Genomic DNA, 18,227 nt, shown 5'->3' on the forward strand with positions numbered 1-18,227 from the left:
GGGACGAGTTGACGTTCTCAGGGTAATCGGCTCGATGACGAGAGACGCTTCGGAAGTGAGGCGACTGTATGCACCTGTCCGAGGACGGTGAAGGCCGGCGGTCACGGCAGGATGCCGTCGGGTCGGTGTCCGCTGCCTTCGAAGGGGACGAGGGCATCGCCGCGGCACGCGACCTGGCCCGCTCCTTCCTGTCCGACGTGCAGGCCGTGCACGGGCTGCCCGTGTCCGGCCGCGTCATGGGCATGGTGCAGCTGGTGGTGAGCGAGCTGGTGACCAACGCCCGCAAGTACGCCCCCGGGCCCTGCCTGCTGACGCTGACGGTCGAGGACGGCGCGGTCCAGGTGAGCGTGTGGGACAGCGACCCGACGCTCCCGGCGGTCCTGGCGCCCGACCCGGGCCGCATCGGCCAGCACGGACTGGAGATCGTGATGGCGGTCAGCCAGAGCTTCGCCGTCCACCGCGAGCCGATGGGCAAACGCGTCACGGCGACGGTGACGCTGGCGGACGATCCGGACGGGGGCGCGGCGGGCCGCCGGATGATGTAGCGGAGCCCCGCACGAGGGATTCAGCCCTCCTGACGGACCGGCATCAGGAGGGAGAAGGCGGTCTCGTCGTCGGGTCGGCGGATCGCCAGGGGTGCGGTGGGGGCACGCAGTTCCAGGACGAGTCGGTCCCTGGCTCCGGCGGTCAGCGCGTGCAGCAGGAACTCGCGGTCGACGGCGACATCGTCCCTGTCGTCGTCACCGTCGTCGCACACGAGCACGGACCCGTCGTCCGCCACCCGGAGCACACTGAGGTCGTGACGCTCGCCGTCCTGCTCACGGGTCTCGCTCGCGCGGACCGGACCGGTCTCCAGGGCCTCCCGGAAGGCCGCCGTGTCGATGGGGGCCCGGCGTCCGGCCGGCAGCTGGACGAGGCGGCGGTAGTCGGGGAACTCGCGGCCGAGGCTCTGGCCGGCCGTCTGCCGGTCCCCGCTCTCCAGCGACACGCGGTCGCCGTCCACCGTGAGCTGGACGGGCTCCTCGCCGGTGAGCAGCGCCCGCATCGCGTCGGCGAGGGGAAGAGGCACGACGACCTGTGTACGGGGAACGCCGTGCCCCGTGGTGCGTGCCCGCGCGACAGCCATCCGGTACCGATCGGTGGCCACGAGGTGCAGTTCGCCGCCCTCGATGTCGAACAGGATCCCGCGGAGCATCGGCAGCTGGGTGCCGGTACCGGCCGCGAAGCGGACCGCGTCCAGCGCGGCGGCCAGTTCCGGCGCCGGGACGGACAGCCGTACGGTGGTGGCGCGGAGCGAGGTCATGGGGTTCTCCCGGTGGTCGAGTAGGGCTCGGAGCGTGGAGAACTCGCCGCGGGCGCCGGACAGTCCCCGTTCGAGACGGCGCAGGTGGGCCTCGAGAAGACCGCGCACCAGGTCCGTGTCCGTGCCGGCCCAGCCGGCCAGGACGAGCCGGATGTCCGCCAGGGGCATGCCGGCCCGGCGCAGGCAGGCGAGCAGCCGGGCCTCGTCCAGCTGCCCGGGCTCGTACCAGCGGTAGCCGCTGGCCGGGTCCACCCAGGCGGGGACCAGCACACCGGCCCGGTCGTAGAACCGCAGCGCGCTCACGCTCAGTCCGCCGTCCCGGGCCATCTCCCCGATGCTGCGCATGTCGTTCTCCACACCCCGAACCCTGAGCCCTCGACAAGGTCGAGGGTCAACCTCCGCCGCCGCCCTCGTCCTTCTCGCGGGCCGCAAGCCGGCCCGGGCGATGGCCTACTATCCGAGTCGGCGACAGAGGGCGCCCTGGCTCGTGCGCACTCCATGGGAAGGGAGAGGACCACTTGCCTCCCAAGGACGCGGCCCAGGAGAGCGGCGGCGTCGTCGTCGGCAGACACACGCAGATCGAGTGCCTGTCCGCCGTCGTACAGGATCTGACCGACGGCCGGGGAGCGGTCCTTGAGGTCACCGGTGAGCCCGGGAGCGGCAAGACCACCCTGCTCGGCCTGCTCGCCGGGCGGGCAGCAGCAGCAGGCGCGGCGGTGGCGCGAGCCCACGCCGCGCACGGCGCGACACGACCCGGCCAGGTCGTCGCAGAGGTGCTGGACGCCCTGGAGGTGCGGGACGCACCGATCGCCCGGGAGTTCGGCGCGGGCGCGGATGCCGAGGTGCGGAGCGTACTGAGGCACTGGGCGGCGCGGCGCGGCGGCGTGCTCGTCCTCGACGACGTGCACCTGTGCGACGAGCGGTCCGCCGGACTGATCGCGCAGCTCGTGCGGACACCCCCGCCCGGCCCGTTCGTCCTGGCGCTGGCCCACCGCCCGCGGCAGTCCGGCCCGGCACTGAGAGGAGCACTCGAACGCGGAGTCGAGACCGGCTCGGTCATCCGCCTGGCCCCGGCCTCCCTGGACCTCCCGGCGATCTCCGCCCTGCTCGGCCACGGGGGGTCTCACACTGCCACCGCCTTCCCGCACGCGCTCTCCCACCCGGCGCGCGACCACGCGTACACCGAGTGGCGCGCCTCCCCGGCACCCGTGGTCGACGGCACGTACGCCGAGCAGTTGCACGCCGCTTCCGGCGGCAACCCGAGGATGCTGCGGATCCTGGTCGCCGCGCGGTGGGACCCGGACGAGTGGCCGCTGAGTGCCGGTCCGGACCGGGACGGCATGCTCCGGGAGGCCGTCTCCGTCGTCACCGAGCTGGACTCCCTCTCCGCTGACGCCGCACACACGGTCCAGGTCGCCGCCGTTCTCGGCGAGCCCTTCCTGCCGGACGACATCGCCGCGGTCTCCGGTCTCGGCCTGGACCGGACCCTCGCAGCGTTCACCGAACTCGTCGAAGCGGACTTGATACGGCCGCCGGCCCGGGGCGGCGGCTACGTCTTCCGGCACCCGGTGCTCGGCCACGTCGCCCTGGAACACGCCACGCCGTCCCTGCGCGTCACCGCCCACAGGCGGGCCCTGGAGCTGCTCACCACACGCGGAGCGTCGGCGCTCCGACGTGCCCGGCAGGCGGAGCACCTGGTGGGCGCGGGCGGGGCTCAGGCGCGGCGGGTCCTGGTCGAGGGCGCGGCGGAGGTGATGGCCCGGTCCCCGGCCGTCGCTGCCCGCTGGCTGCGCCTGGCGCTGGACCACCTGCCGGCCGGGGACCGGACCAGCGCCCCCCGGGTCGTCCTGGTGCTCGACCACTGCCGGGCCCTCAGTGCCGTAGGCCGCCTGCAGGAAGCCCGTTCCCTGGTGCACGACCTGCTCCGTCACCAGTCGGATCTCTCCGACGACCTGCGGCTGAGCGCCTACGCCGTCTGCGGGGAGCTGGAGCGGTTGCTGGGCCGGCACCAGGAGGCCGAGGCAGTGGTCCGGACGGCGCTCGACCTCGTACCACGCCCACTGCCGGTTCCGCTGCCGGCACCGGCGGCCGAACTGATCACCACGTACGGGCGGGTGCAGTTGTTCCGGGGTGCCTACGGCGAGGCACGTGACCTGGTCCGCGAGGCGGCGGAGGCCGCCGGAGCCGTCGGCCCGGCGGTGCCGTACCTGCGGGCCCTGGGCGCCCTCGGCGACACCCAGCTCGGGCTGCTGCCCGAGGCCGTCGCCGAGGTCACCGAGTGCGCGCGGATCGTGGACGCCCTGCCGGACGCCGCTGCCGTCACCATGCCCGACGTCCTGGCGATGCTCGGCTGCGCGGAGTTGTTCCAGGAGCGGTTCCACGACGCCTACCGGCATCTGGAACGAGGACTGCAGGCGACCACCGGTGCCACCCGGAGGTTCATCCGGATCAACCAGCTGGTGGCCCTGTGCCATCTCGACCAGCTGACCGGGCGGCTGGAGCCGCTCTGCCGCCGCGCCGGGGAGGCCGAGCTGCTCGCCCGGATGAGCGGGGCCGACGAAGCAGCCGGGGTCGCCATGCTCCTTCGGGCGACGGGGCTGCTGTGGACACGCCCGCGGCGGGACACCGACAGGCTGCTCGAACTCGCCGAGGAGGGGTTCTCCCTCGCCCTGCGCAAGCGGGGCTGGCGGGCAGCCGTGGCGGTCGGCCTGCGCGCCCACACCCAGCTCCTCGGCGGGGACCCGGCAGGTTGCCTGCGCACCCTCGTCGAGGAGGGCGGCCCGCAGCTCCAGCGGCTGCCGCGGGCCTGGCAGCCCTCTCTTGTGGCCCTCGCCTCCCTCGCGGCCCTGCGTTGCGCGGACGTCGGCGCCGCACGCGACTGGGTCAGGACGGGGGAGGCCGTGGCCGAGCGGCTGGGGCTGCCGCTGCAACAGCAGCATGTGCGCAGAGCCCGGGCCGCGCTCCACGCCGCCGAGGGCGAACACCGCCTGGCGGCGGCGATGTTCCACGAGGCCGCGGAGTCGTTCCGTCGCGCGGGGCTGCCGGTGGAACACGCCTGGACCCTGGTGACCGGGGCGCCTTCGGTCCACGCGGCCCAGGGCACCCAGCAGGCGCTGGAGTGGCTGGATACGGCGGGAAAGGCCGCTCGGGCCTGTGGCGCCCAGCGGATCCGCGAGGAGGCGGCCAGGGTCAGGACCCTGCTGCCGGCGTCCCGCGCCGCCACCGGTACGGCGGTCGCGAGGGCGCAGGACGCGACCACCCGGGCGACGATGGCCCTTCTCACCGAGCGGGAACGGGAGATCGCTGAGCTGGCGGCAGGGGGCAGACGCACGAAGGAGATCGCGGAGCAGCTCTTCGTCAGCACCAGGACGGTCGAAACCCACCTCGGCCGTATCTACCGCAAGCTCGACATCCCCTCCCGGGCGGCGCTGCCGCGCGCCCTCGGCCGAACGGCGCACCGGCCGATCCTCTGAGCGGCCGCTCTCCGGCTACGGAAACCACAGAAGTCCGGCGGAGGCGTCACGCGGCGGACCCCTCGTGCAGGCCGTGGGCGACCACCAGGAACAGCTGGAGGTTCGTGATGTCCCTGGCCAGGTGATTGGACCAGCGGACGGGGCCGCCCGCCGAGTCGGTGGTCATGATGCCGACCAGGCCGCCCGCGGCACGGACCTCCCGGACCTTCGGCCAGGGCAGGTTGCCCTTCCCGGGCACGCACACGGCCGTGCGGGACAGCGAGAGCGGTCCGAACGGGACCGTGCCGCCCTCGCGGAGCGTCTCCAGCACAGCCGCTCGCTGCGCGCGCTCCACCGCGTCCTGCATCCAGGGGCCCCAGACGTCGGGATCCTCGTAGAACTCCGTGATCCGCACCGATCCCTGGCCGGGGGAGCTCGCCGAGTAGATGTACTTGGTCGGCGCGGGGTGGCCGTTGACGATCAGCTGGACGATCTCCTGCTGGAGGCGCAGGGAGTCCCAGCGCAGGACGACCGGCTCGCCGCCGGACGGCGGGTGCACGACCAGCCCCTCCTCGAACAGGTGCAGCCGCTGGGCGGCCCGCTTCCGGCTGAAGTCGGGGAAGCGGCGCATCCGGAACCAGTAGTACAGCAGCCCGGGGACGAGGAAGAACGGCAGGAGCATGCAGCAGTTGAAGACATGGGCGGCGAACACCGTCCGACGCAGGCGCTTCGGCGCGAACACGCCCTGGAGCGTCCCCAGTCGATGGCGGGCGGCCAGGTCGGCGACCTCGGGCGACGCGGGGGTGAGTGGAGTCATGAGGACGAGCCTCCGAGCCGCGTGCACACCTGGCAACCGTGGATCTACGTACATCGGTTACGTACCTTCCGCACCGGTCACCGGCCGACCCGGTCGGGCCGGTTACCGCCTGTGTACGTCAACTCCGTCCGCCCCCGGCCCGGTGCGGCCGCGGACGCCGGCCATCGGGCCGACCGGGACGCGGCGTCGGTTCGTGCACGCCGTACTCCCGCGTGAGTCGCAGCCGATCACCCGGGCCGGGACGAGCGCCCGGGCAGGCCGTGCGGCGGATGATGTGGAGGAGGTGTGGGGCCGGCGACCGGTGATCCTTTCGTACATACAGTGCGTGTTAGCCTGCCCGCGGTCACGATCGATCGCGTACGGGGGAGGCACGGTGGGCTCGGACGGCTACCAGGTCAAGGCAGGTATGACCGGCCAGGCCCGGCAACTCGACGACGCCGGGACGGACATGGACGGCGTCAGCTCGGCCGTCAGGTCCCGCGCGAGTTACTCCTACGGCGATGCGGGCGGCGAGGACGCCGCGTCGGCGCTGAACGCGTTCGTCGACGCGTGGGAGGCGGAGGCCAGGACACTGGCGTCGGCGCTGCACGAGCTGGGCGGCAAGGTGCAGTTGGCCAAGAAGACCTACCACGGCACCGACGGCGGGGTGAAGGCGCGCGCGGACAGCGTTCCCGCCGGCGGCGCGAGCAGCCTCACCGGCACGTCGGCGCAGGGCGGGCGTGCCTCGGTCCTGTCGAGCTACTGAGGAACAAGCCGGTGTCCTTCTTCTCCTCTCCCCTCGACTCCCCTTCCTTGCGCCTCGCGTGGCTCGCCGGGCTGTCCGAGAAGATGCTCGGTGCCGGGAGCAAGAACGACCTCCTCGACCTGATCGACGACGCCCTCTCGGTGCCCGAACCGGGGGGCGACCAGGGCGTGCTGGAGGGCCTGGCAGGCCTCTACCGCGGCCAGGTCGGCCATGTCGGCGGCGTCTTCGACCAGGTCGACCGGGTGGCCCGCAAGGGTCTTCCGGAGGTGTGGGTCGGCGACACGAGCGTCCTCGCCTCCGACGCGGTGAACGCCGCCGGGCGGTCCGTGACCCGGATGAGCGAGGCGTTCCAGGGATGCGCGACGGTGCTGCTGACGCTGGCCGACGCGATCGGCGCCGCGCAGCGCAAGGACGAGCAGGGCCGCGGACAACTGCTGGAGCAGAAGAAGACGCTCGGCGGCAGGGACGGTTTCTTCGACGACCTGCACGAGAACGACGAGGAGGAGTGGGACCGCAAGAACGCCGCCCACTTCGGCTCCTACGCGGTCGGCCTGATGCACGCCGCCGTCTCCGACGCCCAGGAGGCCACCCGCGTCGCGGCCCGGGACCTGAACAAGTGGGCCGCCGAGGCACGGGCCGGGAAGATGGGGACCAGCGAACTCACCGCCGTCGACAAGCTGATGCTGGCCGACACCGGCGTCGCGGGCGCCGACACCGAGCTGAACGAGATCCTCACGGCCGGCGACCTGGCGCGCGCGTCGACACGTATGGACCTGCTGAGCCTCGACGACGAGACGGCCATGGAGCGGATGCTGGCCACGTCGGACACCCCGCAGGAGCGGGCCTACCTGATGAAGGCCCTGGCCGCCGGCCACAGCGTCGCCGAGATCGGCACCTTCCAGAACAAGATCCACGGCAAGGACCCCGACTGGCTGCGCCGGCACCTCACTCCGGTGGTCACCGCCGCGGACAGCATGGACGACGAGGGCCTGGCGCCGGACGGCTCGAACAACAACAAGGACTACGTCACGTTCGACGGCCAGCGGTGGATCCAGGGCGGCGACGGCCACGAGGGCACCTGCGTGGCCTCGTCCACCGTCACCTCCCGCGCCATGGTCGACCCCCTGTACGCGCTCGGCCTCACCGGCGGCCCCGACGGGCAGCAGGACGACCCCGACGCCTTCAAGCAGCGCCTGGTGGCCGAACAGCACCGGCTGCACACCGAAGGCCACGGTGGCGAGCACTGGGGCGGCATGGGACCCGAGGGGCAGGAACGGATCAACGACACCACCGTCGGCAGCGCCACCGGCAGCGACTACGAGCGCCAGGACCTCAACAGCGCCGCCGACCGCAGGGCCGTCCTCACCGACGTCGAGAAGGCGGTGGCGCAGGGGCGGCCGGTGCCGGTCGACGTCTCGGGCAAGGAGGGCGCCCACGCGATGACCATCATCGCCCAGGAGGGTGACAAGCTTCAGGTGTACAACCCCTGGGGCTCGACCACCTGGGTCAGCGAGGACGACTTCATCAACGGCCACATGGGCAAGGCTTCCACCAGTGATCTCCCCAACGCGTACAGCGTCTATCTTCCGCGGTAGCAGGGGCGGTGCCGCGATCGCGGCGACCGCGCTCCTCGCTCTGACCACGGGCTGCGGCCCGGGCACCGACGAACCGGCGGGCGGCTCCCGGAGCACCGCGATCCGCCCGACGAGCCACCCGGTGAAGGACACCAGCATCACCGCCGAGCCGGGCGAACGCTTCACGCTCACCGTCGACCAGAACGCCTCCACCCGCGAGTACTGGTACCTGATCGGCCCCGAGCCCGACAGCTCGGTGCTGGTCAGCCGCGGCCGGCACTACACGTCGGAGTCCGGCGAAGAACCGGTGGACGGTGCCGGCGGCCGGCTCACCTTCACCTTCGAGGCCAAGCGCAAGGGAACCACCCGGTTCACGCTGCTGCACTGCACGTTCACCACCTGCCAGGGCAACACCTCCACCCGGCCCCCCGAGACGACCGGACCCTCCGCCACCCCGGCCACGAGGCCGGCCACCCCCTCCCGGGCCCCCGAGCGCATCACCTACACCGTCACCGTCGACTGAGCCGCGGCGGACCAGTCAGATGAGACGAGACACCCGAGGCCCCGCCATGAACGACGACACCCCGTACCCGCCGGACCGCACGGACGACGAGCTGGCCCGGCTCGACATCACCGTCCTGCTGCGGTACGGCCTCACCGCCGAGCCCGGCGCCCGGCGCACCGCCCTGTTCGGCGACGGCGCCGCGGCCGCGGCCGTCATCCTGGACCGCCTCGGCACCCAGCCCCGCTCGGTCGCCTTCCTCGCCGAGACCGTGCGCGCCGGCGGACTCGCCCGCGCGGCGGAGCTGCCCGAGCCCCTGCCCCGCCGGGAGGCGGCCGTCCTCATACGGGAGTGGCTGCGGGCCGGCACCCAACTCGCGGGCGGAATCCCCGCCGACGACGCCGCGGCCACCTGGCTGCACGCCGTCGCGACCATCATCGAACTGAAGCGGCTGAACCGGGCGCGGGGCCGGAGTGCGTCACCCGAGTAGCCGATCCGAGTACCCGCGCCGCCCGGACCACCAGGAGCCGCTCCCTCACGGCACCTCCGACGCGCGCCGGTGCTCCTGCCGGAGCACCTCCTCCAGGTCTGCGAGCCGATCCAGGCCCTGTACCGCGCGCCGCATGCGGGGGGTGCCGGACAGCAGCATGCGGTGCCGGTGCAGGAAGGCCCAGTAGCCGGCGGTGTAGGGGCACGCGTGCGGACCTGTGCGCTCGGTGGGCCGGTAGGCGCAGCCGTCGCACAGGTCGCTCATGCGGTGGATGTACGCGCCGCCCGAGGTGTACGGCTTGGTGGTCATCCGGCCGCCGTCCGCGTACTGGGACATGCCCACCACGTTCGGCACCATCACCCAGTCGTAGCCGTCTACGAAGCAGCGGTGGAACCAGTCGGTCACCGCGGCCGGGTCCCAGCCGCGCTGCAGGGCGTGGCTGCCCAGCACCATCAGCCGGGGGATGTGATGCGTCCACCCGGTGTCGCGCACCTGGGCGAGCACGGTGGCCAGGCATTTCGCGGTGACCGCGTCCGCGTCCAGCTCGGTGAAGTACTCCGGCAGCTCCTCCGTGTGGCCGAGCGCGTTGCCGTGCCGGTAGTCCTCGCCGAAGTGCCAGTACAGCTGCCAGACGTACTCCCGCCAGCCCGCGACCTGCCGGACGAAGCCCTCCGCGCTGTTCACCGGGACGGCGCCCTTCCGCCAGGCCCGCTCGGCCCGCTCCACGCACTCCGCCGGGTGCAGCAGCCCGAGGTTCAGCGAACACGACAGCAGACTGTGGCTCATCACCGGATCACCGGTGAGCATCGCGTCCTCGTACGGCCCGAAGGACGCCAGCCGGCGGTCCACGAAACGGCGCAGGGCCGACAGCGCCTCCCGTCGCGTGGCGGGGAAGCGGCGGGGCCCGTCGCGGCCGACGAACCGCACCCCGTCCTCACGTTCCCACCGGTCGAGGTCGTCGCGCACCCCGGCGTCGATGTCGTCCTCCCGCGCCACGTACGGGCCCGGCACGCCCAGCTCCCGGGTGCCGCTCGGCGGGGGCTCGCGGTTGGCGTGGTCGTGGTTGAACCGGCCGCCGGCCGGGCGGCCGCCCTCCATCAGCAGGTCGTGCTCCTGGCGCACCCAGCGGTAGAAGTCCTCCTGGAGCAGCCGTCGCCCACCGCGCCCCTCGGCCCAGCCGGCGAACTCCTCGCGCGCTACCAGGAAGCCGCGGGCGGGCAGCACCCGTACCCGGGGCAGTGAGCGCACCAGCCGGAGCGCCGCGTGGGAGGTGGGATGGCACACCGTGACCGACGCACCGCCCGCCGCGCGGCGCAGCCCCTCGCGGTAGGTCTCGGCCCGGACGTACGTCACCCGTCCACCCAGTTCCGCCGCGCGGTGCCGCATCGCGGACAGCACCAGGTGTGCCTTGGCGCGGTGGTAGCGCCGCCGCCGGAAGACCGACCTGGCTTCGATCATCACCACGGGCGCCCCAGGGTCGGGCCCGTCCTCGCCGGCCGGCGTGAGGAAGTGCGGGCCGAGCTGGTCGCCGAAGATCCAGTGCGGGGTGGTCATGGCAGGGGCACCTTCCGTGCGAGGCAGGAACGGCGTGCGCGTACGAGCTGTCGCGCGTGGGGCGGCGGCCCGGCGGACGTCCTTCCGCCGGATTCCTCGGAAGCGCCCGGGCGCGCCGGCAGCGGTCCGGGCCCTCCGCCGGGGACAGGACGCCACCGGCTCGGGGTGTCCGGTGGTCGAGCGCTCCTGTGCGGGACGTTTCCACGGCTCGTGCACGACGTCACCCTCACGTCCGCCGGTTCCGCCACCCGGCGCCGCACATGTGCTCCGTCCGGGTCGTACCGCTTGCCTCGGGCACAGGGCCGAGGATCCGGCCGGCGCGGGTGCCCGGGCCGGCCGGGCCGCTGCGGCAGCTGTTCGGTGAGGTCCTCCCACAGTCCCCTGACGACGCGGACGCCAGGCCGATCGGCTCCCCTTCCTCACCCGCGCTCTCCGTCCGGCGAGGGCGTGAAAGCGCCTTTCCAGAGACACGTCCTTTCGGTTGTGTCTTCTCCAGCAGTGCGTTTCGAGCAGAGGACTTGGAATGAGCGTGTACGACTATGTCATCGTCGGCGCGGGATCGGCGGGCTGTGTGCTGGCGGCACGCCTGTCGGAGGACCCGGAGGCCCGGGTCGCGTTGATCGAGGCGGGCGGCCCGGACTCCGCGCAGGAAGTGCACGTTCCGGCCGCGTTCCCCCAGCTGTTCAAGTCCGGCCTCGACTGGGACCTCGACACCGACCCGGAGCCCGGGCTCGGCGGGCGGCGGGCCTACCTGCCCCGGGGCAGGATGTTCGGCGGCTCCAGCTCGATGAACGCGATGATCTACATCCGGGGCAGCCGCGCCGACTACGACGGCTGGGCAGCGGCCGGGGCCACGGGCTGGTCCTACGACGAGGTGCTGCCGTACTTCCGGCGTGCCGAGGACAACGAGCGCGGCGAAGACGCCTTCCACGGCGTGGGGGGACCGCTGACGGTCAGCGACGGCCGGTCCGAGCACCCCCTCTCCGCGGCCTTCGTGCAGGCCGCGGTGCAGGCCGGGCACAAGGCGAACGACGACTTCAACGGTGAGACGCAGTTCGGTGTCGGGCGCTACCAGCTGACGCAGCGCGGCGGCATGCGCTGCAGCGCTGCGGTCGCCTATCTGCACCCCGTGCTCGAACGCCCGAACCTCACCGTGCTCTCCTCGGCCCGCGCGCACCGTGTGGTGATCGAGGGCGGCCGTGCGAGGGGCGTGGCGGTGGAGCGGGGCGGCACCGTCGAGGTCGTCCGCGCCGAGCGCGAGGTCATCCTGTCCGCGGGCACCTACGAGTCCCCGAAGCTGTTGATGCTGTCCGGGATCGGGCCCGCCGCCACCCTGGGCGCGTTCGGTATCGACGTCGTGCGCGATCTGCCGGTCGGCGAGGGCCTGCAGGACCACTACATGACGCTGCTGAACTTCCGCACCGACGTCGAGTCGCTGATCAGCGCGGCAAGTCCAAAGAACGCCGCGCTGCTGCAGGACGAGGGGCGCGGCCCGCTGACCTCCAACATCGGCGAGACCGGCGGCTTCTTCCGCAGCCGCGACGGCCTGGACGCCGCGGACCTGCAGTTCCACGCGGCCCCCGTGCTCTTCCACCAGGAGGGGCTCGGCCCGGTCACCGAGCACGGCTTCGCCTTCGGCCCGTGCGTGCTCGCCCCGACCAGCCGCGGCGCCGTGTCCCTGCGCTCCTCGCGCCCGGACGTCGCGCCCCGGATCGTGCACAACTACCTCACGACCGCTGCGGACCGGGACGTCATCGTCGCCGGTCTCCGGATCGCCCTGGAGATCGCCGCGCAACCGGCGGTGACGGATCTGGTCACGGGAGTGTACGGCGACGCGCCGGCCACGCACTCGGACGCGGACCTGCTCGCCTGGGCGCAGCGTTCCGGGCAGACGCTGTACCACCCGACGTCGACCTGTGCCATCGGCACGGTGGTCGACCCGGAGCTGCGGGTACTCGACGTGGCGGGCCTGCGGGTCGTCGACGCCTCGGTCTTCCCGGCGGTGACGCGCGGGAACACCAACGCGCCCACGATCATGGCCGCGGAGAAGGCGGCCGACCTCGTCAAGGGAGCAGGGCGATGACGACCCCCCTGCCGGCCACCGGGTGGATGCCGCCCGGCGACGAAGGAGACCGTACGCGCAAGTGGACGTGGCCGCCCTCCGGGTGGTGCACGAGGACCGAGCCGGGCCAGCTCCTCGCGGACCACGCCGAGTGTGCGCAGCTTCCACCCGAGCCGCTCCACGCCCGCGGGGACCGTGGCCAGGTAGGTGGCCAGCGCCTGGGAGGACTTCAGCCGCGGATCCCCGTAAGAGGCGATGGCGTCGGCGTCGTCGAGTTTCCGGTCGGCCCCCGCCGGCCGGCCGACGGTCCGCGGACCCGGGCCGCTACGCCGACAACCGGTAGGCGGAGAGCCGCACGGAAAGCGTGACCTGGGCCGGCGTCGGCAACCGCTGGATCGTCTCGTAGTCCTCCTGCGCATGACTGTGCCAGGCATTGGGCCCCATACCGACCAGATCGGCCAGAGCCTGATGGTCGAGCGCCATGGTCCGGGTCAGCCGCTCCGTGGCGACGGCCGAGAAGTGCGGGGCGAGCTGCTCCGCGAGACGCGAATCCTTGGCCTGGTCCACGTGCATGAGGCCGAGGGCGCCGATCAGTTCCTGCAGGTGGTCAGGCAGGGGAGTGACGACGAGGAGGACGCCACGGGGATGGAGGATCCGATGCAGTTCAGGACCGTTGCGGGGAGCGAACGTGTTGATCACCATGGCAGCGGCGCCGTTCTGCAACGGAAGCGTCTGCCAGGCGTCGGTAACGGCGGCCGCGATCCGCGGATGGGCCTTGGCGGCACGTCGTACGGCGTATTTGGAAATGTCCAGCAGCAGGCCTTCGGCATCGGGGAACGCGTTCATGACCTTGGCGTGGTAGTGCCCCGTTCCACCACCGATGTCGGCGACACAGCCGGGCACGGCCGGATCAGCCGTCCGCCGCGCCAGATCGACCAGCGCATCCATCACGGGGGCGTAGTGTCCCGCCGACAGGAATGCGTCACGGGCCTCCACCATTTCTTTTGTGTCCGCGCGCAGCTTGGTCGCCCCGGGAAGCAGATTCACATAGCCCTGCTTTGCGATGTCAAAGGAGTGTCTGGAGGGGCAGGAAAGTGCACGGTCGCCCATCGCCAGCGAGGCGCCGCAGTGAGGGCAAGCGAGGTATCGCACGATCCTGTTGAGCATGAGGCACCGTTCGTCGGGGCGAGGCGGCAGACCGGCCAACCTTAACGCAGGCTCCCTGACCGGCAGTCGCCCGGTGTGGTGCCGAAGAATCCCCGCGACGCGAAGCCGCAGCCGACGAACCTCATTGACGCGTACGACATAACAACTGGCCGAATTCTCCGGCAATTCCGTAGCAATTGCCGAGCATGTGGCCTCACCCATGCCCGCAAGTGCTGACAGCCGCCCTGCCCTGTCAGCTGCCGGCCCATATCGACCGACCAGGAGTTCCGATCGTCGGCCGCGTTCGTCTCCCCGTCGACTGAGACGTGCTCCAGTGCCCGCATCAGGCTCAAGGAAGCCTTGAAGATCTTGTGGCCGCGCAGGACGGGGAGCAACCCGTCGCGGGCGCGTGCGTAGTTGTCGGGGTCGGTTGCCGACCGCCTGATCCCGTGGCGGCGCCCAGCCCCGGCGGGGTGCCTCGCCTGCGCGTGGTTCGCCGCTGTCGCAGCATTCTCTTCATCACTCACGAGGGCTCTCGGTACCCCGTGCGCCCGGGGCCAGCAGGACGACCGTGTCCCCCGGCCGGGGCAGTGGTGCACTGCCTCCAGTGACCGGATCGAGGCGGCCGTCCCGGCGCACGAGGAACAGCAGATCGCTGCTCGGCGGTAGAGCGTCCCGGGCGGGCTGCCCGAGAACGGCTGCCCCCTCCGCGTACCTGCGGGCGATGGCCGGCCAGGTCAGATCCGGGCCGAACAGAACCTCGCCGCCGATGAACGGCGCCACCACGCCGTGGCTGTCGGCCGGTGCGTTGAGGCGGTGGACCGCACCCTCCACGCTGCCTCGCAGAAGGACCGCCGCCAGTGCGTTGAAGTCGTCCTCGGCGGTGAGGAAGTACACCGCCGTGATGCCCTCCAGCTCGGCGGCCCCACCCGTGGCGGCGCCCAGCAGCTCACCGGGCGCGAGTTCGATCCCGGCCTGCCGGACACGTTCGCGCTGTTCTTCCTCACCTGCCCACATCAGCACCTCAAGGCCGGCTGACTTCAGGACCACGCCCAGGTCGACCACCCAGGGGTCGCCGCCGACCAGCAGGGGCCGTGAGCGGGACGGGCGCACGACGCCCAGGCGCCGGGCGACGAGCGCGGCGGTCAGGCCGTAGAGCGTCACGGTCGCGACGATGACCACGAAGGTGGCCGGAAGGATCTTCGACGCACCGCCGATCCCCTTGGCCACCAGGTCGGCCGCGAACGTCGAAGCGGTGGCGGCCGCGACGATGCCGCGCGGTGCCATCCAGCCGATGAAGCCCCGCTCGCCGCGTGTCAGGTCGGTGCCGAGGGTGGACACGACCGCGACCAGCGGCCTGACGACCAGTACCAGAAAGGCGGCGAGCCCGAGCGCGGGCAGCCAGACGTGGCGCAGCGAGTGCGGGGTGACAGTGGCCGAGATCGAGATGAAGAGCAGGCCGAGGATCAGGCTGACCAGGGTCTCGAAGAACGGCCGACGCGCGGGTACGTCCGTGATGGGAAGGTTGGCCAGGGCCAGGCCCATCACCACGGCCGCGATGAGTCCCGTGTCGTCGCGCAGGACGTCGCAGAGCGCCGCCACACCGATGACCGCGGCAAGCTGCGCCGTGGTGCCGAGGACCTCGCCGGGCCGCAGCACCCGGAACAGCACCCACAGCAGGGCAGCTCCGAAGGCCCCTCCGGCCGCTCCTACTCCTACGCTGGCCAGGAACTGCGCCGTCCCACTGCCGAGGTGGTGGCCCGAGCTCGCGACGACCGCGTGGAAGACCAAGGCCCCCAGGACGCCGCCGACCGGGTCGATGAGGGAGCCTTCCCAGATCAGGATGTGCTGGAGTCGGTCCTTGGGTCGCACGAAGCCGAGCAGCGGTCCGACCACCGTCGGCCCCGAGACCACGAGGATCGCGCCGGTCATGACGGCCGCCCGCCCGGACATGCCCAGCAGCGGCGCGGCGAGGAGCGTGCCGAGCAGCCCGGTGATCAGGACACCGATCCAGATCAGCCGGACGACGACGCGTCGGGTGTGGCCCTTCAGCTTCGCCATGTCCAGTCCGAGGCCGGCGTCGTAGAGGATCACGGCGACGGCCAGCGACACCAGCGGTGAGAACGCCACCCCCAGCAGCCGCTCGGGGTCGACGTCGTCGATCAGCGCGCCGGCGGCGAAGCCGACCGGCAGCAGGACGATGAGGGCGGGGACGCGCAGGCGACCGGCCAGGAGCTGCGATCCGACGGCCAGGACCACGATCAGGCCCACACCGATGAGCACCTGGTTCGTCGTCACAAGCGGTCCTTCGAGGTGTGGTGGCGGGACGAGCCGGTGCTCTTGTCGGCCGGCTGCACGGCCGGGCGGGTCAGGCCTCCGCCGAGTGCCGCGTGAACGTCGGGGACGGTGACGGCGCTGTCACTCTCCCCACGGCGTGATCCCCCAGCGGACGGTGTGCTGCTCGCCGGGACCGAGGCTGACGAGCCCCGTGCCGCTGCGGAAGGCGTCCGGCGGGCAGGTCATCGGCTCAATGGCGACGGCGCGCCGGCGCTCCCCTGGCGGAAGGGTGTCGCCGGTGTAGAGCTGCACGTAGTCGGCGCCTTCACCGAGCCACACGTCCGTGCCGAACGCCCCCGACGGGTGGGCCAGGCGCACCACGGCCCGACCGTCCGCGCCCCGGTCGAGGTCGCTGAAGGGAGTGTCCAGCTGGAGAGCGCCGACGGTTCGTGGAGTTCGCAGGTCGTACTCGGTCCCGGCGACCGGCTCGGCGGCCACCGGCAGGCCGCGCTCGTCGGTGCGCAGCCATGTCCGTGCGGGGACGGTCAGCACCGCCTGGTCGACGGCAGCGGTGCCCGAGGTGACGTAGGGATGCTGGCCGAAGCCGTAGGGTGCGGCGGTCACGTCGAGGTTGCGCGCGGTAACGGCGACTTCGAGCCCGCTCCCGCCGAGGGCGTACTCGGCGCGGACGTGGAGGTGGAACGGATATCCCGGCTGCGGCCACAGCGGAACCTCCAGGACGGCCCGGCTGTCGCTCTCCTCCACGATCCGCCAGGCGACCCATCGGAGCAGCCCGTGGATGGCGTTGCCGCCGGCCGGCTCGGTGAGCGGCAGCTGCAGGTTCTGCCCTGCCCAGGGGTAGCGGCCGTCGCGGATCCGGTTGGGCCAGGGCACCAGGATCTGGCCGCGCCCGCCCGTGATCCGGTCCTGTTCGGCGAACCCGTCGACGACGGTGCGTTCCCCGGCCGTGTACGAGCGAAGGGCCGCGCCCAGCTCGACGACGACGGCACGGTGCCTACCGTGGCGGAGGGTGCATTGCCGTCCGGTGCGGCTCTCCTGCACGCGTGGCCTCCTCGGTCCGCCCGGCCGGCGTCCTCGGACGCGGCGTCCTGGTGGCCTGTGGTTTCGGCCTCCTCGTCGGGAGCGTGCGGCCCCCCTCCGGCCCGGTCAAGTGCGACACGTTCCCACCGGCGGAATCGCCGGGCAGGTTCGCCTGCTGGGACGACAGGCAGGGGAAGGCGGTGGCCGACGCACGGGCGCTCGTGCCTTCTCCCGGACGGGGACGGCGGCGTCAACCGCTGCCCGTGCGCCCGCTGCGACGGCCGATGCGCCGCCAGACAGCCCGTTGGAATCTGATCATCAGCACGCCCACCGCGATCAGCAGCACGATGTTGAGCAGGAGCTGGACCAGGGATCCGCGCGCCTCGCTCCAGCTGGAGAACGCGCAGGAGACGCCGATGTCGGCGGCGGCCGGGATGGTGGTGACCGAGATGAAGACGCCGAGCAGCGCGCTCGTCCTGGCCTGGGTCAGGGACATGATCCCGACGATGCCGGCCAGTACCGCGACGACGACGGAGAAGACGTCGGGGGCGTCGATCAGCGTGGAGACCGGCCTGATGCCCAGCTCGAACGCCCTGGGTTGGAGGTCGAGCCCCCGGATCGCCCACGAGAACAGGAAGGTCACCAGGACGGCCACCAGGAATCCCACGGTCAGGGCGAACAGGCCCTGCCGGACCCTGGTGCCGTTGCCCCGGTCGATGCCCAGCGCAACGCTGGTGATGGCGCCGTACTCCGGTCCTACGACCATCGCCGCGACGATCAGGATCTGGGAGTTGGTGATGATGCCCACCGCCCCGATGACGCCTGCGATGACCAGGTAGACGTAGAAACTCGGCAGGTAGGTGCCCTCGGCGCGAATGCGCGCTTCGACCTCCTCCCAGACCGGCGCGTGCGCGAGCGCCCCGAGTTGCCGCCGCTCGGCATCGGCGGCGGTGCCCGAGAAGGCCATCTCGACCGGCTCGATGACGATGGATCCGTGGCGGTCGAGTTCCAGCTCGCGCAGACCGCGCAGCACGGCGTTGGCCGCGCCCGCCAGGACGTCGCACTCGATCGCGTCGCCGTCGGGGTTGTGCGCCAGTTCGGCGAGGACGACCAGGTTGAAGACATAGCGCTCGTCGCTCAGCAACCCGACTGCCCGGTGGGTGAGATCAGGCGGGCTCACGAGCCGGACGTGGATCATCTCCATGCACAAACCTCCCTCGCCCGGTCGGCGGACCCCCCGAGGCGCCACGGTGCCCGAGCGCAG

14 protein-coding genes are annotated in these 18,227 nt (G+C 72.3%); 7 read left to right on the forward strand and 7 right to left on the reverse strand.

From position 1 onward, the window contains the following. The first annotated feature begins 68 nt into the window (after window positions 1–68). Window positions 69–545 carry an ATP-binding protein gene (locus ACGFT1_RS24390; RefSeq protein WP_373911083.1) on the forward strand — a complete coding sequence of 159 codons (477 nt, stop codon included), beginning with the start codon at window positions 69–71 and terminating at the stop codon, window positions 543–545. A 20-nt stretch (window positions 546–565) separates the two neighbouring features. On the opposite strand, the gene ACGFT1_RS24395 is transcribed toward ACGFT1_RS24390, so the two are convergent. Continuing rightward, window positions 566–1,648: a MerR family transcriptional regulator gene (locus ACGFT1_RS24395; RefSeq protein WP_373911084.1), complete on the reverse strand. Its 1,083-nt coding sequence runs from the start codon at window positions 1,646–1,648 to the stop codon at window positions 566–568. Between the two features lie 173 nt (window positions 1,649–1,821). Between ACGFT1_RS24395 and ACGFT1_RS24400 the strand changes: the two genes are divergently transcribed. Continuing rightward, on the forward strand, window positions 1,822–4,776 hold the full coding sequence (locus tag ACGFT1_RS24400) for a LuxR C-terminal-related transcriptional regulator (RefSeq protein ID WP_373911085.1): 2,955 nt from the start codon (window positions 1,822–1,824) through the stop codon (window positions 4,774–4,776). A gap of 46 nt (window positions 4,777–4,822) precedes the next feature. On the opposite strand, the gene ACGFT1_RS24405 is transcribed toward ACGFT1_RS24400, so the two are convergent. Next, complete coding sequence (locus ACGFT1_RS24405; RefSeq protein WP_373911086.1) at window positions 4,823–5,572, reverse strand: DUF6585 family protein; 750 nt, start codon at window positions 5,570–5,572, stop codon at window positions 4,823–4,825. A 373-nt stretch (window positions 5,573–5,945) separates the two neighbouring features. On the opposite strand from ACGFT1_RS24405, the gene ACGFT1_RS24410 reads away from it, so the two are divergent. From ACGFT1_RS24410 to ACGFT1_RS24425, 4 genes are all read left to right on the forward strand, one after another. Further along, entirely contained in the window at window positions 5,946–6,317 is a 372-nt protein-coding gene (locus ACGFT1_RS24410) for a hypothetical protein (RefSeq protein WP_373911087.1), read from the forward strand. An 11-nt stretch (window positions 6,318–6,328) separates the two neighbouring features. Further along, window positions 6,329–7,912 (forward strand): peptidoglycan-binding protein, encoded by a 1,584-nt coding sequence (locus ACGFT1_RS24415; protein WP_373911088.1) that lies wholly within the window; start codon window positions 6,329–6,331, stop codon window positions 7,910–7,912. Between the two features lie 121 nt (window positions 7,913–8,033). Further along, window positions 8,034–8,414 carry a protease inhibitor I42 family protein gene (locus ACGFT1_RS24420; RefSeq protein WP_373911089.1) on the forward strand — a complete coding sequence of 127 codons (381 nt, stop codon included), beginning with the start codon at window positions 8,034–8,036 and terminating at the stop codon, window positions 8,412–8,414. Between the two features lie 46 nt (window positions 8,415–8,460). Next, window positions 8,461–8,883, forward strand: coding sequence for a hypothetical protein (locus ACGFT1_RS24425; protein ID WP_373911090.1), 423 nt, complete (start codon window positions 8,461–8,463; stop codon window positions 8,881–8,883). 45 nt (window positions 8,884–8,928) lie between these two features. Here the strand turns inward: ACGFT1_RS24425 and ACGFT1_RS24430 are convergent, their stop codons facing one another. After that, window positions 8,929–10,437, reverse strand: coding sequence for a cryptochrome/photolyase family protein (locus ACGFT1_RS24430; RefSeq protein ID WP_373911091.1), 1,509 nt, complete (start codon window positions 10,435–10,437; stop codon window positions 8,929–8,931). Between the two features lie 523 nt (window positions 10,438–10,960). Between ACGFT1_RS24430 and ACGFT1_RS24435 the strand changes: the two genes are divergently transcribed. Then, the gene (locus ACGFT1_RS24435; RefSeq protein WP_373911092.1) at window positions 10,961–12,520 is read left to right on the forward strand and encodes a GMC family oxidoreductase; all 1,560 of its coding nucleotides are present in this window, start codon (window positions 10,961–10,963) and stop codon (window positions 12,518–12,520) included. A gap of 303 nt (window positions 12,521–12,823) precedes the next feature. Here ACGFT1_RS24435 and ACGFT1_RS24440 read toward each other — a convergent pair whose 3' ends face one another. The 4 genes from ACGFT1_RS24440 to ACGFT1_RS24455 all read right to left on the reverse strand — a co-directional run bounded on the left by ACGFT1_RS24440 (window position 12,824) and on the right by ACGFT1_RS24455 (window position 18,167). Continuing rightward, window positions 12,824–13,666, reverse strand: coding sequence for a putative RNA methyltransferase (locus ACGFT1_RS24440; protein ID WP_373911093.1), 843 nt, complete (start codon window positions 13,664–13,666; stop codon window positions 12,824–12,826). Between the two features lie 498 nt (window positions 13,667–14,164). Continuing rightward, complete coding sequence (locus ACGFT1_RS24445; protein WP_373911094.1) at window positions 14,165–15,943, reverse strand: cation:proton antiporter; 1,779 nt, start codon at window positions 15,941–15,943, stop codon at window positions 14,165–14,167. 120 nt (window positions 15,944–16,063) lie between these two features. After that, window positions 16,064–16,984 carry an aldose 1-epimerase family protein gene (locus ACGFT1_RS24450; protein ID WP_373911095.1) on the reverse strand — a complete coding sequence of 307 codons (921 nt, stop codon included), beginning with the start codon at window positions 16,982–16,984 and terminating at the stop codon, window positions 16,064–16,066. Window positions 16,985–17,213: 229 nt separating this feature from the next. After that, a complete protein-coding gene (locus tag ACGFT1_RS24455) occupies window positions 17,214–18,167 on the reverse strand; it encodes a DUF389 domain-containing protein (protein ID WP_373911096.1) in 954 nt (317 codons plus the stop codon). Window positions 18,168–18,227 lie beyond the last annotated feature (60 nt).

This window comes from Streptomyces sp. Y20 (genome assembly GCF_043195475.1).
Classification (GTDB): domain Bacteria; phylum Actinomycetota; class Actinomycetes; order Streptomycetales; family Streptomycetaceae; genus Streptomyces.